Origin of the sequence: Amycolatopsis sp. NPDC049159 (assembly GCF_040648295.1) — a bacterium.
GTDB lineage: Bacteria > Actinomycetota > Actinomycetes > Mycobacteriales > Pseudonocardiaceae > Amycolatopsis > Amycolatopsis pretoriensis_A.
In genome coordinates this window covers 16,403-31,189 of record NZ_JBEZDL010000040.1, presented here as the reverse complement: position 1 = coordinate 31,189, position 14,787 = coordinate 16,403, and the positions used below count along the sequence as shown (strand labels likewise).

The 14,787-nt window shown below is 73.1% G+C and carries 8 protein-coding genes; 2 read left to right on the top strand and 6 right to left on the bottom strand.

Translation table 11 applies throughout. From position 1 onward, the window contains the following. Window positions 1–16: 16 nt before the first annotated feature. Together AB0B33_RS44480 and AB0B33_RS44475 are read left to right on the top strand one after the other, a co-directional pair. Window positions 17–1,402 (top strand): MFS transporter, encoded by a 1,386-nt coding sequence (locus AB0B33_RS44480; protein ID WP_360783611.1) that lies wholly within the window; start codon window positions 17–19, stop codon window positions 1,400–1,402. Window positions 1,403–1,426: 24 nt separating this feature from the next. Beyond that, entirely contained in the window at window positions 1,427–1,720 is a 294-nt protein-coding gene (locus tag AB0B33_RS44475; RefSeq protein ID WP_360783608.1) for a DUF1330 domain-containing protein, read from the top strand. Between the two features lie 328 nt (window positions 1,721–2,048). Here the strand turns inward: AB0B33_RS44475 and AB0B33_RS44470 are convergent, their stop codons facing one another. The 6 genes from AB0B33_RS44470 to AB0B33_RS44445 are packed head-to-tail and all read right to left on the bottom strand — an operon-like array spanning window position 2,049 to window position 14,784. Continuing rightward, window positions 2,049–3,242 carry a tryptophan 2,3-dioxygenase family protein gene (locus AB0B33_RS44470; RefSeq protein ID WP_360783605.1) on the bottom strand — a complete coding sequence of 398 codons (1,194 nt, stop codon included), beginning with the start codon at window positions 3,240–3,242 and terminating at the stop codon, window positions 2,049–2,051. Window positions 3,243–3,268: 26 nt separating this feature from the next. Next, window positions 3,269–5,101, bottom strand: a complete 1,833-nt coding sequence (gene asnB / locus AB0B33_RS44465; RefSeq protein WP_360783603.1) for an asparagine synthase (glutamine-hydrolyzing) — start codon at window positions 5,099–5,101, stop codon at window positions 3,269–3,271. Then, a complete protein-coding gene (locus AB0B33_RS44460; RefSeq protein ID WP_360783600.1) occupies window positions 5,098–6,336 on the bottom strand; it encodes an MFS transporter in 1,239 nt (412 codons plus the stop codon). The genes asnB and AB0B33_RS44460 overlap by 4 nt, the downstream gene beginning before the upstream one ends. Further along, on the bottom strand, window positions 6,333–7,154 hold the full coding sequence (locus AB0B33_RS44455; protein ID WP_360783597.1) for a hypothetical protein: 822 nt from the start codon (window positions 7,152–7,154) through the stop codon (window positions 6,333–6,335). Before AB0B33_RS44455 ends, AB0B33_RS44460 begins: the two co-directional genes overlap by 4 nt. Beyond that, window positions 7,151–14,077 carry an amino acid adenylation domain-containing protein gene (locus AB0B33_RS44450; RefSeq protein ID WP_360783594.1) on the bottom strand — a complete coding sequence of 2,309 codons (6,927 nt, stop codon included), beginning with the start codon at window positions 14,075–14,077 and terminating at the stop codon, window positions 7,151–7,153. The genes AB0B33_RS44455 and AB0B33_RS44450 overlap by 4 nt, the downstream gene beginning before the upstream one ends. After that, window positions 14,074–14,784, bottom strand: coding sequence for a DUF6875 domain-containing protein (locus AB0B33_RS44445; RefSeq protein ID WP_360783591.1), 711 nt, complete (start codon window positions 14,782–14,784; stop codon window positions 14,074–14,076). Before AB0B33_RS44445 ends, AB0B33_RS44450 begins: the two co-directional genes overlap by 4 nt. Window positions 14,785–14,787: the final 3 nt, after the last annotated feature.

The following is a 14,787-nucleotide window of genomic DNA, read 5'->3' as shown; positions in this document are numbered from 1 at the left end:
CACGAGCGCTGCCCCGATGCGTTCCGAGGCCCGGCTGCTGGTCCCCGCGCTGCTGTTCGTCGCCCTGGTCGTGGCGGCGGTCGCCAGCCTCGGGACGCCGCTCATCACCAGCGTGGCGACCACCTTCGCCGTCTCCCTCGACAGCGCGCAGTGGACGCTGACCATCGCCCTGCTCAGCGGCGCCGTCGCCACACCCGTCCTCGGCCGGCTCGGAGCCGGCCCGCACCGGCGGGCCACGATCCTCGCCACGCTGGCGATCGTCGTCGTCGGCAGCGCGCTCACCGTGCTGCCGCTGCCGTTCGCCTGGCTGCTCGCGGGCAGAGCGGCCCAAGGCGCCGGACTCGGTCTCACCGCGCTGATGATGGGCGTGGCCCGCGACCACCTCCCCGAGGAGCGCAGCGCGGCCACGATCGCCCTGATCTCCGTGGTTTCCATCATCGGGGCCGGCGTCGGCTACCCGCTGGCGGCGCTGCTCGCCGAGTTCGGCGGGCTGCGGGCCGCGTACGGCCTCGGCCTGCTCGTCACCGCCATCGCGTTCGTGACCGCGTGGCGCTCCGTGCCCGCGGCTCCCGAAGGCCGCTCCGCGCACGTGAACGTGCCCAGTGCGCTCGTCCTGGCAGGTGGCCTGCTCCTCGTCCTGTTCCTGGCCGGCGAGCGGAGTCTGTGGAGCAGGCACCTCGCTGTGGCGGTGACCCTAGCCGTCGCCGCAGTACTCCTGCTCTGCGTCTGGGCCGTTCTGGAACTGCGCACCCGGACGCCCTTGGTCGACGTCCGGGCGGTCCGGCACCCGGCGGTCGCCGGGGCGAACATCGCCATGTTCGCCGGCGGGAGCGGCATGTACCTGCTGCTCACGCTCATCACCCGCTACGCGCAGACGCCGCGCAGCGCCGGCTACGGCTTCGGGCTGGACACCTTCGTGGCGGGGCTGGTCCTCATCCCGTTCTCCGTGCTGGGGTTCGTCGCCGGCAAGCTCACGCCGCGGGTCCGGGCGCGGATCGACGGCCCCCTGCTCCTGGCCGGCAGCGCCGCCATCGTCGGCGGCGGGTTCGTCCTGTTCGCCACCGCGCGGTCCGGTCTGGCCGAACTGCTCACGGCCATGGGCGTGCTGGGCTTCGGCGTCGGCAGCTTCTCGGCCGCCATGCCCGGCGTCATCCTGGCCGTCACCCCCCAGAGCGAGACGTCGAGCGCGATGAGCTTCAACTACGTCGTCCGCAGCGTCGGGTACTCGCTGGGCAGCGCCATCGGCGGCCTGATCCTCGCCGCGGGCACCGGCCCCGGCCACGTCTTCCCCGACGACAGCGCCTACACGACCGCGGCGCTGGTCGGCATCGGCGCCATGGCGATCACTACGCTGACGAGCCTCGCCCTCGCCCGGCGAGGCTCGCCCGAGACCACCCCGTAAGTCGGACACAACACTGGAGGTTCCATGCCCAAGGGCTACTGGGTCAGCGTTTACCGGTCCATTTCGGACCGCGAGAAACTGGCTGCCTACAACAAGCTGGCCGGTCCGGCGGTCAAGGCCGCGGGCGGCCGGGTGCTCGCCCGCGACGGCCGGGTCGTCGCCCACGAGGCCGGAGTCGCGGAGCGCACCATCCTGATCGAGTTCGACAGCTTCGAGCAGGCGGTCGCGGCACGGGCGAGCGCGGCCTACCAGGAGGCGCTGGCCGCACTCGCCGACGGCGTCGAGCGCGACTTCCGCATCATCGAAGGCCTCGACTGACGATCGAGCCGGCGCGGCGGCGGGTGGGCGGTCGAGCGACCCGGACCAACGGTCCTCTCAGGACACGAACTTGCCCGGCCGGAGCCGAGATCCTCGTGCTCCCACTCGCCGTCGCAGACGACGCTGGTACCAGTCGGTCAAGAACTCGAATGATCTTGCGCCGCGGGGTGACAGCGCGGACAACCGGCCTGGCCGGGTCACAGTCGCAGCCGCCGGCCGAGCAGTCCGCCGCCGCACCCGGGCAGCAGTTGCCGCCGATGACGCGCACCGGAACAACTTCCATGCCTGGATTGCCCTCGTTGCTTGCCGCCCGAGGTTGAGCGTGGTGTCAGGCCGTCTGCCGTCGGTCAGTCGTCGAGAAGAGCCGGCCGTCCATCCGGTCCTTCAGGTAGGGCGTTCCCGCTGTGTAACCGGAGCCGGGACGGTCACCGATCATGCGGACGGCGATCTTGTGGTGGGTGGACTTCCAGCGCTGGTGCGCGGCTTCGAGCCGGGCCAGTGCCGCGCCGAACGCGCGGTGGGCCGGTTCTTCTTTCCGCGACGGGCAAAGCGCCCGGTACGCGGCCGCGATGGTGTCCTGGCCGGCGAGCACCTCGGCGCGCACCGCCGGCACGCTGCGGAACGCGTCCGACCGCAGCCGCTCGGCGGAGGGCGTGTCGCACAAGGCTTCGAAGCGCTTGTACTGGGCCGACTGGATCGCGCTCGAGCCTTCGGTGCGGTCCCGGAAGGCGTGGAAGGTGTCGCTGGTCATCGTGGCGAGCAGGCTGAAGAGCAGGCTCGCCCGCTCCAGCGCCTCCGCGGCGTGGGAGAGCCGAGTGACGGCGGCCGCCAGATCGGCCGCTCGCAACGCGGTGATGGTCTCCGCGGCCCGGTCGACGAGTTCGTCGAAGACGCTCTCGTAGCTCTGCAGCACCCGGATGAACATGTACTCGTCGTGGACGGGGGAAACCGGCTGGACCGTGGCCGGCAGCAGCTCGAGGAATTCAGGATCGACGGCTGCCCTCACCACGTCGGCGCAGCGCCGCACCGCTTCGCGGTCGAAGACGTCCAGGCCGGCGGGCAGCGCCGCGAACCCGTGGCGGCCGAGGTGCCGCAGTGCGTGGTTCACGCGTTTGCGCACGGTTCCCGCAGCCGGCCGGCACAGCGGCAAGCGGCCGTGGTCGCCGTGGAACGCCGCGAGCTCGAACTGAACCACGTCGATGATCAGCGCCGCCGCCGACGTCCGGCGCGCCGTGCCCTCCGGTGTCATCGCGCGCAGCAGGGGCAGCGCCAAGTAGGTGTCGTAGGAGTACCGGCCGTCTTCCTTGTCCAGCAGGCAATCCAGCTGTTCCCGGGCCAGCGCGCTCACGTGCGGCGCCCGCCTCGCCAGATCGAGTTCGGCCTTCAGCTCCGCCGCGAGGAAGTCCACGCCCACGGTCTGGACGTGGTGGGCGACTTCCAGCGCCGGGTGCGACCGCCGTCCTGCGCGAGCTTCCCGCAGCAGCTCGATCAAGGCTTCCGGGCGCAGGTGCTCCTCCGACATGTGCTCCCCCTGTTTCTCTGCCGTCCTCACGTGAACTGCCCGCGGACCGGCCCGGTGCGCGCCCGGATCCGCCGCACCTTCTCGTGCCAGCGCCACGTGCTCAGCAGCAGCCACAGGTGCGGGATGGGTGTGTGCTCGACCTCGTCCGCCGGAGGCACCGATAGCAGTTCCCGGACCAGGTCGTCCGCGGCCAGCACCGGGTGGTGTTCGAGGACGAGCGCCGCCAGTGCCGCCTGCAGTGCCGCCTTGCCCGGGAACGGGAACACCTGCTTGGGGCGTTCCAGCAGGGTCGGGGGCAGCACACCCGCGAGCGCTCGCCGCATGACGTCCTTGCCCCGGCGGCGAGCCCGGTCGACGTGCCGTTCGAGAGGCCGGGCGAAGCACCATTCGACCAGGTGGTGATCCAGGAACGGCACCCGCGCTTCGACGCCGCTGCGCATGCTCAGGAAGTCCTCGAACCGGAGCACGCGGTGCAGCTGCGTGGCGACCAGCAACCGGTGTGCCCGCTCCAGCGGAGGGCCCGGCAGGCCCGCGCAGAAGTCCCGGAAGCCCTTCTCGACCACTTCGGCGTGCCCCAGGACCGCCGGCGAGAGCCCGGGTGCCCTCCTCGAAGCGGGCATCGCGAGGAACTTCGGGTTCGCCGGCTCATCGACGTCGTGGACGTTGCGGGTGAAGCCGGGCAAGCCGACGTACCCGGCCATGATCTCGTCGGCGCCCTGCCCGTTGAGGACCACGCGGAGCCCGAGGTCGCGCACCGACCGGTAGTTCGCCGCGATCGTCGGGTGCCGCGGGTCGTCGCCCAGGACAGCCAGGTCGCACGCTTCGTCCACCTGATCGAGCGTCAGCCGGCCGCCGTGGACGTCCACGTGGTGCCGGACCCGCCCCGCGCCCAGGGAGCGGACGAGCTCCTCGCTGTAGCGCAGGTCTTCGTTGCCCGCCGGGGACGGCGGTGCCCCGTCGGCGTCGCCGAACGCCACGGTCACGCAGGTCACCGGTCCGGATCCGGCGGCGAGCGCCGCGATCGCGGAGGAGTCGAGACCTCCGCTGAGGAACGCGCTCACCGGAACGTCCGCCTGCAGCATGCCGCCGAGGCTGCTGCGCAGCAGGTGACCGAACTCCTCGACCTCGGAGCCTCGTTCGTCGGTGACATCGGGCCGGGTGTCGGGGAGCCGCCAGTAGGTGTGCCACGACACCGTCCCGTCGCCGTCGAACCGCGCGGCGGCGCCCGGGGCGACCGAGCGGACCCCGGCCACGAGCGTGCGGTCGACCTCCCAGTCCAAAGTGGACGAACAGAGCAGCTGGCGCCGGAACACCTCCAGGTCGGGTTCGGCGGTCACCAGACCCGACTCGAGCAGGGCTTCGACCTCGGAAGCGAACACGAGACGCCGGTCGTCGTGGTGGTAGTACAGCGGCTTGACGCCGAGGCGGTCGCGGACCAGCCACACCGCGCGTTCCCGCTCGTCCCACACCGCGAACGCGAACATCCCGTCGAACCGGTCCACGGCGGCGAGCCCCCACCGGCGCCACGCCTGCAGGACGACTTCGGTGTCGGTGCCCGAGCTGAACGAGACCGAGCGGCTCAGCTCCGCGCGCAGAGCGCGGTGGTTGTAGAGCTCACCGTTGTAGACGATGGTGAGCCCGTCGCGGCTCATCGGTTGCGCGCCTTGCTCGCCGAGCCCGACCACGCTGAGCCGCCGATGGCCGAGCGTCACGCCCTCGCTCTGCGCGAAGCCTTCCCCGTTCGGGCCGCGGTGGGCCAGCGCCCGGGTCATCCGGCGCACCGCCGCCGCGTCCCCGCGCTGGTCCCGTGCGTCGGCGAACCGCCGGACGCCCGAGATCCCGCAGCCGGAGTAGGTCATCGAACGCCCACCTCGTCGCGCGTTCCGGCGGGCCACCGCTTCCGCCGGACGATGCGCATCGCGAACAGCAGGATCAGGCCACACAGCAAGAACGGCGCCCCGGGGAAGGCGACGACCGCCTCCGGCCCCGTGAAGTAGTCGAACAGCGCACTGCCGATCAGGGGCGCCACGAGCGCGTCCAGGCTGTTGAGGCCGGCGAGCGCACCCTGGACCCGGCCTTGTTCCTCCGCGGCCACCTCTCGTGCGGCCGCCGCGCGGGAGGCAGGAGTGATGACGCAGCCGACCGTGTAGCAGAGGACGAACGGCACGACGATCCACGGGCTCCCGACGAACGCCAGACCGCCGAGGGCCACCGCCGCGCTGGCCAGGCCGGCCAGCATCGCCCGCCGCTCCCCCAGCCGCGCGACCATGACCGGGACCAGCTTGCTCTGCGCCAATCCCATGCAGGCGCTGAGAACGGCGAGCAGGATGCCGTTCTGCAGCGGGCCCCAGCCGAACCGCTTGCCGGAGTAGAACACCCACATGCTCTGGAAGGTCAAGGTGGCGAAGCAGTAGCAGAGGACGAGCGCGGACACCCGGCTCATGGCGGGGGTCGAGCGCAGCACGGCCAGCGCGCGCCACGGGTAGAGCTGCGGCAACCGGACCGGCCGGCGCTTTTCCGGCGGGTGCGACTCCGGCAGCGAGGTCAGCGCGAAGATCAGGTTGACCGCCTGCAGCGCGGCCGCGACCAGGTAGGGCAGGTGCAGGCTGACGGCGCCGAGCAGCCCACCGGTCGCCGACCCGAGCACGAACCCGCCGTTCATGCAGAGCCCGAGCAGCCCGAAGTTGCGGATCCGCTGTTCGGGGCCGGAGATGTCCGCGATGTACGCGCTGATCACGGCGACCTTGGCGACCGCGAGGCCGGTGATGACCTGGGTCAGGTACAGGACTCCCAGGCTCGGGACGAACGCGATCAGTGCGTTGTTCAGCATGCTGCAGCCGAGAACCAGCAGCACCATCGGCCTGCGGCCGAGGCGATCGCTCAGCGCCCCGAGTGCCGGCGCGGCCACGAACTGCAGCGCGTTCATCACGGCGATCATCAAGGCGAGGTGGATGGCGGCCGCACCGCTGTCGCCCCCGGTCAGGGTCCGGATCACCTCGGGCAGCACGGGGAGCGCGGAACCCGCGGCGAGCATGTCGGCGCAGACCATGGCCAGCACCAGGTAGAGCGGGACGTTCCCGCGCGCGGAGCTCACGCGGCCGCCTGGGCCAGCGCGGCGCGGATCCACGTGCCGAACCGGCTGCGCAGGTGGGGTGCGTCGAGAGTGGAAAGGCTCGTGCTCCAGCCGTCGAGGACGGCACCGCCGGGCGTGACCAGCCACCGGGTGCACAGGTAGCCGGGACGCAGGCTCCCGGCCAGCCGCGCGCAGTGGCCGCGCAGGTCCGCCGGGAGGTCGCCGGTGTCGACCGGCTCGCCGGCGAGGAAATGCACCCGGCGGACGTCGCTGTGCTCGACGTCTTCCTGCACGACGTGGCCGGTGCCGGTCCGGGCGGCCATGGCGAGCAACGTCGTGAGCTGCCCGCGATCGTCGGCCCGCGCCGCGGCGCCGGTGGGGTCCGTTCGCCCGCGGACCACCCACGAGCTGCCGCCCGTGCGGGTGGCGGGCTCCAGCGCGTGCAGCGCGTACCGCCCGAACGGCACCGCGGTCGTGGGCGCGACCGGGATCCCGAGCGCCGCCGCGCGGCAGGCGATCGCCAGCCGGTCGGCCTCGAGCTGGTCGGCGCGGTCGAGCTGCGCGTTGACGAGCAGGCTGCCGTGCAACCGGACCGTCTCGTGGATCGCCTGGAGGAAGCGGGCCGACGCGGGGTCGGGCGAATACCTGTCGATCCAGAAGGCCTTCGGCGTGGTCAGCAGGTCTTCGTCGCCGAGCAGCAGGCGTGGCCGCGATCCGGCGACCGGCACCAGCTCGTGCAGCGGCACCGCACGAAGCGGGATGCCGTCGAGCTCACCCGGAACCACCTGGGCGGCGTGTTCGGCGTCGTGGACGTGGACGATTTCCGGCCGGTGGCTCACGTGAGCTCCTCCTGGTCGAGTAGCGCCGCGATGCGCTCGGCACCGGCGTCGCGCAGCATCGAGACGTGGTCTCCGGGCACCGTGTGCACGTCCACGGACGCGGCCAGCCCGCGCCACCCGGCGAGATCACGCCAGCGCGCGCTCGTCGTCTCCGAGAGCACGATGGTCACGTGGCCGAGGCCGCCGCGAGGGATCCAGGCCTCGAGCGCCGCCTGGTTCTGCAGCAAGGTCGTCACGCGGTCGAGCAGCACCGGGTCGTCCGCGCCGGACAGGTACGCCGCTGACAGATCCTGCGCTTGGGCGCGGGGTCCGCCCGCCGGGAGCCGGTCCAGTTCGGCGCGCACGCGTTCGGCGCTCCACCCGGGCAGAACGGCCGAGAGCAGGTGGGCGGGCACCGCCGGGTCGGCGCGCTCGCCGGGCGCGAGCGGGGGCGGATCCACCAGCGTGAGCGCGCCGACCACGACGTCGCGTGCCGTCGCGCGCACCGCCATCTCGGCCGCCACCGCGGCGCCGAACGACCAGCCAGCCAGCCGCAGCGGCGACCGCGCACCCCGGGCCGCCAACCGGTCGAGGTAGTTCTCGGCGAGTTCCCCGATACCGGCCGGGCCGGCTCCCCGGAACTGGGTGAGCCCGTGGGCCGCCGTCCTCCGCAACCGTTCGGCGAGTGGCCGGAACCAGTGCACCGAGCCACCCACCGGGTGGACGAAGAACCGAGCCGGGCCCGAGCCGTCCGTGGACAGCGGCACGACCCCGGCGAGTTCTTCCAGCGCCGCCATGACGTCGTCGAGCACGCCGGCCGCCCGTGCCGGGGTCAGCGCGGAATCCGCGGCGGCCAGCCGGACCGTCAGCCGGCCGTCGCGGACGGCAGCGGACACGTCGACCGGCGTCGGCAGCACGTTCGCACCGGCGATCGGCGTGCCGGTGGGCAGGGCCACCGGGGCCAGCGGGCCGGCCTCGGCACCGGTGCGTTGCTCGCCCAGGTAGTTCACCGTGATCTGCGGAAGCCCGTCCGCGGGGTGCCCGGTCAAGCCGTGCTGGTAGCGAGCTCGGGTGAACCCCGCTCCACCACCGGGAACGCCGTCGAGCTGCCGCCGGTAGGCCCGGGCCGTTTCGGCGAGGCCGTCCCCCGCCGGGGCGGGCAACCGGACCGGGTACAGCGCGGTGAGCCAGCCGACGATCTCGTGGGCGTGGGGGACGTCGTTGCGTCCGTGGCCTTCGAGGAAGACGTACAGGTCCGACGTCCGCCCGAGCGCCCGGCCGAGGGCGGCGAGGAGCAGGGCGGTGGGGCCACCCAGGTCGAAGCCCTCCGCATCGTCGACGAGGAACCGGGTCGCGGCGGCGGACAGCACGCGGGTCACGACCGTCGCATCCGCGAAGGTGGCCGAGGGCCACCGGTCGCCGGCGTCCGCCGCCGCGCGGGTGAGGAGTGCACGCCAGTGCGCGAGCTCGGCGGCGTCCGGTTCCGGTGGCGGTGCGGCGGGCAGTCCGTGTGCGGTTCCGGGCAGTTCGCCGTGGACGGCGCGGCCGAGGTCGTCCAGCAGGACGTTCCAGGAAACGGCGTCCACGATCAGGTGGTGCAGCACCAGGAGCAGGTAGCGCTCGCCGCTCGCGGCACGGATCCCGGAGAACGCCCACAGCCGCCCGTCGGCGATGGACAGGCTCGCGTGCACGCGATCGGCGTGGGCCGCGAGCGCGGGGTCGTCCGCGTTGCCGACGTCGTGCCAGTTCAGCTCGACGGGTGCGGGTGCGTCCGCGAGCACCACCCGCGGGCCGTCGCCACTCCGGGTGAATGTGGTGCGGAAGGCGTCGTGGTGGTGCGTCAGGCGGACGAGCCCCGTGGTGAGGGCGGTGTCGGTGACCTCCGGCGCCACCCGGACGATCCGCGCCTGGTTGAAGTGGTCCGGGTCGGCGAAGTCCTGTGCGAAGAACCAGGACTGGATCCCGGTCGGCGGCAGGACCGTTCCGCCCGGCCGTCGCACGGCCACCGCCACGTCGGCGGGCCCCAGGGCAGCGAGCGCGCGGACGGTGCGTTCGCGCATGAGGTCGGCGACGGTGACGCGAACGCCGGCCACCTGGGCGCGTGCCACCATGCGGATGGCGAGCAGGGAATCACCACCGAGGTCGAAGAAGTCGTCTTCGGCTCCGACGTTGCGGCGGCCGAGAACCGCGCACCACACGTCCGCCAGCGCGCTTTCCACCGGACCGGTCGGACGGGCGGCCTCGGAATCGACGGCGTCCGTCTCGTCCCGGACGGGCGGGAGCGCGGCGCGGTCGACTTTGCCGGTGGCGGTCAGCGGCAGGGCGGCCAGCACCGCGATCGCACTCGGCACCATGTAGCCGGGCAGCCGCTGCGCGAGCCACCGCCGCAGCGCGGCCGGCGTGACTTCGCGGTCCTTTTCCGGCAGGACGTGGGCGACCAGGCGGTCGGTCCCGCCGGTGCGGTCGACGCTGACGTAGGCGTCGCCCACGTCGGCGTGGGCGACGCAGTTCTGCCGCACCTCGTCGAGTTCGATGCGGTAGCCGCGGACCTTCACCTGGTCGTCCAGCCGTCCGACCAGATCGAACTCCCCGTCGGCACGCAGCCGTGCCTCGTCCCCGGTCCGGTACAGCCGCCACCCGGCGAGTGGCCCGCGCGCCGGGACGGCGAACCGCTCTCGGGTCAGCGCGTCGCGGCCGAGGTACCCGGCGGCGACGCCCGGACCGGCGATGTGGAGCTGCCCCCGTGCGCCGACCGGGGCCGGGCGGTCCCGTCCGTCGAGCACGACCATGGCGTAGTTGGCCAGCGGCGTACCGATGCTGATGTCCGTGCTCGCCGGCTGCCCGGGGCGGTAGACCGTCTTCGCCGAGCACCACACGGTGGCTTCGGTGGGGCCGTACTCGTTGTGCAGCGACGCCCCGGGAAGGTGCCGCGTGTGCAGACCGACCAGTTCCGTGGTGCAGGGCTCGCCGCCGATGGCGACCACCCGCAGACCGGGCCGCCACCCACCGGGCGGGGTGCTGCGAAGGAGCTGGGCGTAGAACGAAGCCACGAAGTTGACGTGCGTGACCCGGTGCCGGTCGGTCAGTGCGCGGACGGCTTCGGGGTCACGAGCGTCGTCGCCCTCGGGCAGGACGACGGTGCCGCCGAGCCAGAGCGTCCAGAAGGTCATCGAGCCGGCGACGTCGAACACCGCCGGCAGCGTCACCAGCGTCGTCGGGGCGGTGGCTCCGAAGTGCGCGGTCCGTGCCGTGAGAGCCGTCACCGCGTTGGCGTGGGTGGTCACGACGGCCTTCGGCTCGCCGGTCGACCCCGAGGTGTAGGTGAGGTACGCGGGTGACGACGGCTCGGCGGCCGCGGCCGGCACCCGGGCGGGCGCGGCGGCGGCGGGCAGGTCGTCGATCCGCACCACCGGCACGCCGAGGTCGTCGAACACCGCGCTCTCGGCGGACGCGAGCACGAGCACGGGCTTCGCGTCCCGGGTGATCAGCTGGAGCCGCGCCGCCGGGGCCGTGTGGTCGAGGCACAGGTAGGTGCCGCCGGCCCGCGTGACGGCCAGCCAGGCCGCGGTCTGCTCGGGGGACTTCGCCGCGGTGACCGCGACGACGGATCCCCGGAGGTCGGGAACCAGCGTGGCCACCGCGTGACCGATGCGGTCCGCGAGCTCGCGCAGCCCGGCGTAGGTCACCGTGCGGTCGCCCTGCACCACGGCGGGCGCGCCGGGGTTGCGCTCGACCTGGTCCAGCACACCTTCGGGCAGGGTCCGGTGGCCGGGCTCGACGACGGGGCCGGTGCCGAGCGCCAGCACCTCGGTCAGCTCGGCGGGAGGGAGCACGTCGACGTCCGCGACCGGCCCGTCCCAGCCGTCCACGAGCGCCGTCAGGGTGTGCAGGAACCCGCCGAGGAGCCGGTGCGCCGTCTCCGCCCGGAACAGCGTCTTGTCGTACTCCCACAGCACGGACACGCCGTCGTGCCGGCGCCCCGAGCCCGCGGCGGCCGCGCGCGGGACGCACACGACGTTGACGTCGTTCTTCGCCGAGCCGTTGTGCTCGATGCGGAACTCGCCCCGCAGCGACGGCAGGTCGAAGCGCGGCATCGGGCTGTCGTGGAAGGCGAACATCAGCTGGAACAACGGGTTGCGGCGCGGATCACGAGCCAGGTCGACGTGCTTGACGACGTCGACGAGGGGTAGCTCCTGGTGGTCCTGGGCGCCGAGGAGGACCCGCATCACCGAACCGGCCAGCTCGCGGACGGCCACGTCCTCGGCCACGCGGAGCCGGAGCGGCAGGGCGTTGACGAACATGCCGAACACCGATTCGGTGCCGGGCAGCCGCCGGTTGGCGAACGCCGAACCGACGACCATGTCGGTCTCGCCGGAATGACGGGCCGCGAGCAGGGCGAAGGAAGTCAGGAACACCGCGAAGCGGCTCACGCCGGCGGCGGCGCACAGCTCGTCGATCCGGTCGACGAGCGCCGCCGGAACGTCGGCGCGGAGACAGTCGCCGTCGAAGGCCTGGACGGCGCCGCGCGCGTGGTCCGCCGGGAAGGTGACGCCTTCGCGGCAGCCCGTCAGCTGCGCACGCCAGTACCGCAGCTGCGTCCCGTAGTCACGGGTGCCCGTCCACTGCCGGTACCAGTGGCAGAAGTCCCGGTACCGCAGTCCGGACGCCGCGTCGTGGCGATCTCCGGCCAGCGCGGCCGCGTAGCGGTCACGGATCTCGCCGAGGAACAGGGCCCCGGTCCAGCCGTCGTGGACGAAGTGGTGCTCGACCTGCAGCAGGATCGATCGGCTCGCGGAGAGCCGGTAGAGGTGCCAGCGCACGAGTGGCACCGCTTCGACGTCGAACGGGACCCGCATGGCCGCGTGCATCGCCGCCGCGGCCCGCGCCTCCGGATCGCCTGCCTCCCGCAGGTCGGTGACCTCGACCCGCGGCTGCCACGGCGTCACGACGCGCTGCACCGGTTCACCGTCGACCTCGGTGAACACGGTGCGCAGGATTTCGTTGTCCGCCACGATCCCGGCGAGCGCCCGCTCGAGCGCGGGGAGGTCGACCGAGCCCTCGAGGTGGAGGGAGAACTGCGCGTTGTAGGCGCGAGCGTCGGGCGAAAGTTCGCGGAGGAACCAGATCTGCTGTTGCTGGGGGCTCAGCGGCGTGACGTCGCCGTGCTCCGCCACACGCGGGAGCGGACGGTCGGTGGCGATGCCGGCCCGCACGAGCCCGGCGATCCCGGTGATCGTCGGGTTGCCGAACAGGTCGCTGATCGGCACGTCGACGCCGTGGCTCTGCTTCAACGCCAACGAGAGGCGGACGAAGGACAGCGAATTCGCCCCGAGCGTGGTGAGGAGCGCGTCCGGGGCGAGGCCGGTGCGGCCCAGGACGGCCGAGACGGCGTCGCGCACCGAGGCCTCCAGCGGCGGCAGCGGCTCGTCGGCGACCGCCGAGGGCCGGACGGGTTCGGGCAGCCGCGCCTCGTCGACCTTCCCGTTGCCGGTGAAGGGCAGCTCGGCCAGCACGACGACGGTCGACGGCACCAGGAACGCGGGAAGCCGTCGCGCCAGTTCGGCGCGCAGCGACTCCGCTGTCGGCGCGGGGGCGCTCCGAGCGGCCGCGTAGGCCACCAGCACCGGGGTGCCGCCCTGGTGGCGGGTCGTCACGTGCGCGCTCGTGACGCCCGGCACGTCGAGCAACGCGTCCTCGACCTGCCCGGGTTCGACCCGGTGGCCGTTGACCTTGACCTGGCGATCCACCCGGCCGTGGAACACGTGGTCGCCGTCGGTGGTGCGCCGCACGAGGTCGCCGGTGCGGTAGGCCCGCTCCCCCGAAGCCAGCGTGACGAAGCGCCGTGCGGTCAGCTCCGACCGGCCCAGGTAGCCGAGGGCCAGGTTGGCTCCGGTGACCAGCAGCTCGGCCGGGGTCCCGGCGGGCACCGGGCCGCCGTCCGGCGCGTCGAGCACGAAGTTCGTCCCGGTGATGGGCTTGCCGATGGTGAGCGGGCCGGTCTTGCCCGTGGCGGGGTCGTACACCTTGGCCTGGCTGCACCAGACCGTCGCCTCCGAGGGTCCGTATTCGTTGTGCAGGGCGGCTCCGGGCAGGACCGCGGCGTGCCGCTCGACGAGCGCGTCGCTCCAGCGTTCGCCGCCGACGCTGACGCTGCGCAGCGTGGCCGGCGGGGCCTCGGCGAGGTACTCCAGCAGGACGCCGTAGAGGGAGGAGGGGTACAGCAGGTGCGAGACGCGCCGGTCGGTCAGCATCGCTACCGTGGCACCGACATCGCTCAACCCGCGACCGGGCAGTACGAGGGTGCCGCCGCCGAGCAGCGCCCAGAAGACGGTCCCGACCGTGACGTCGAACGCCACCGAGTGCATCAGGGGAAGGCGCTCCGCCGGTCCGTAGACCTCCAGCCGGGCCCCGGTGGAGGCCAGGATCGCGGAATTGCCGACGAGCACGGCGTTCGGCGTGCCCGTCGAGCCGGACGTGTAGATGGCGTAGGCCGGGTCGTGGCCCTCCGCCGGGAACGGCGTGCCCGCCGCTGTCACGTCGTCGTCCAGGCACACCACGGGTCCGTCGAAGACGCTCGCGACCAGTGCACGGTGGGCGGCGTCGGTGACGACGACCGCAGGCCGCGCGTCGTGCAGTACCCGGCCGAGGTACCCGGCGGGCTGGGCGGGGTCGAGCGGCAGGTAGGCGCCGCCGGACCGCAGTGCGCCGAGCAGGGCGACGACGTAGTCCGCGGACCGGTCCAGGACCAGGGCGACGAGGTGCTGCGCGGCGGTTGCCTCGGGCAGGGCGCCCAGCACCGTCGACGCCGCGCCGTCCACGAGGTCCCGGAGTTCCGCGTAGGTGATCGGCGCGCCGTCGTGGGGCTCGACCGCGACCCGGCCGGCGAACCGCTCCATCGACGCGGAAACCGCCGCCGACAGTGTCGTGAAGTCCTGGAGCTTCATCGGTTTCCGCCCTCCAGCGCGGCTTCACGCAGGTCTTCGAGCCGCCGGTCCAGCCGGGCGCGCGCCGCCGGCCCGAGCTGGGCGCCCAGGTACCGGTCGAACTGCCGGACGAACTCGTAGCGCACGGCGGGTGGGTAGTCGTCACGGTCGAGGAACATGAGGTCGTGCCCGGAAAGCGCGCGCACGGCGAAGATGGGGACGGGTGACCGGCCGACCGTGAACTCGGGGTTGTGCACGCTGGCGACGGTGCTGCGCGGGTGGAACTCGCCGATCATCAGGCCCAGCCGGACGAACGGCATCCGCAGCAGCCGGTGGCCGCCGTCGATGAAGTCCGCCGCGGCCTCGGGCTCGACGTCCGGGAAGAAGGCCAGCAGCGCCGCCGAGCGGAACTCCGGCTTTCCGGCGAACCGCTCCAGGAACAGGTCGGCCAGGACCAGGCAGCGTTCGTAGGCGTCGCTCGCGGTCCGCCCCGGCGACCGGAGGGTCGTGAAGCAGACGATGTCCTGAGCCAGCGCGGGCGCCACGAAGGGGCAGACCGCCCCGCGCCGCCCCAATCGCCGGTCGGGCCGCATGATGAATTCGTCGAGCCAGCGCAGACCGTCGACGTACCACGGGTGGCTCTCCGCCAGCACTGCCGCTTCCGCCACGCCCACCAGTGCCGCGGCATCCGGTTCGGTGGCCGCGAGTTCCGCGAGCTCGCTGTTCATCCT

What these genes read in the sequence shown, in the direction of transcription:
- AB0B33_RS44475 (WP_360783608.1), top strand. Translation starts at nt 1,427, where the DNA reads ATGCCCAAGGGCTACTGGGTCAGCGTTTACCGGTCCATTTCGGACCGC.
- AB0B33_RS44480 (WP_360783611.1), top strand. Translation starts at nt 17, where the DNA reads ATGCGTTCCGAGGCCCGGCTGCTGGTCCCCGCGCTGCTGTTCGTCGCC.
- AB0B33_RS44450 (WP_360783594.1), bottom strand. Translation starts at nt 14,077, where the DNA reads ATGAAGCTCCAGGACTTCACGACACTGTCGGCGGCGGTTTCCGCGTCG.
- AB0B33_RS44445 (WP_360783591.1), bottom strand. Translation starts at nt 14,784, where the DNA reads ATGAACAGCGAGCTCGCGGAACTCGCGGCCACCGAACCGGATGCCGCG.
- asnB (WP_360783603.1), bottom strand. Translation starts at nt 5,101, where the DNA reads ATGACCTACTCCGGCTGCGGGATCTCGGGCGTCCGGCGGTTCGCCGAC.
- AB0B33_RS44470 (WP_360783605.1), bottom strand. Translation starts at nt 3,242, where the DNA reads ATGTCGGAGGAGCACCTGCGCCCGGAAGCCTTGATCGAGCTGCTGCGG.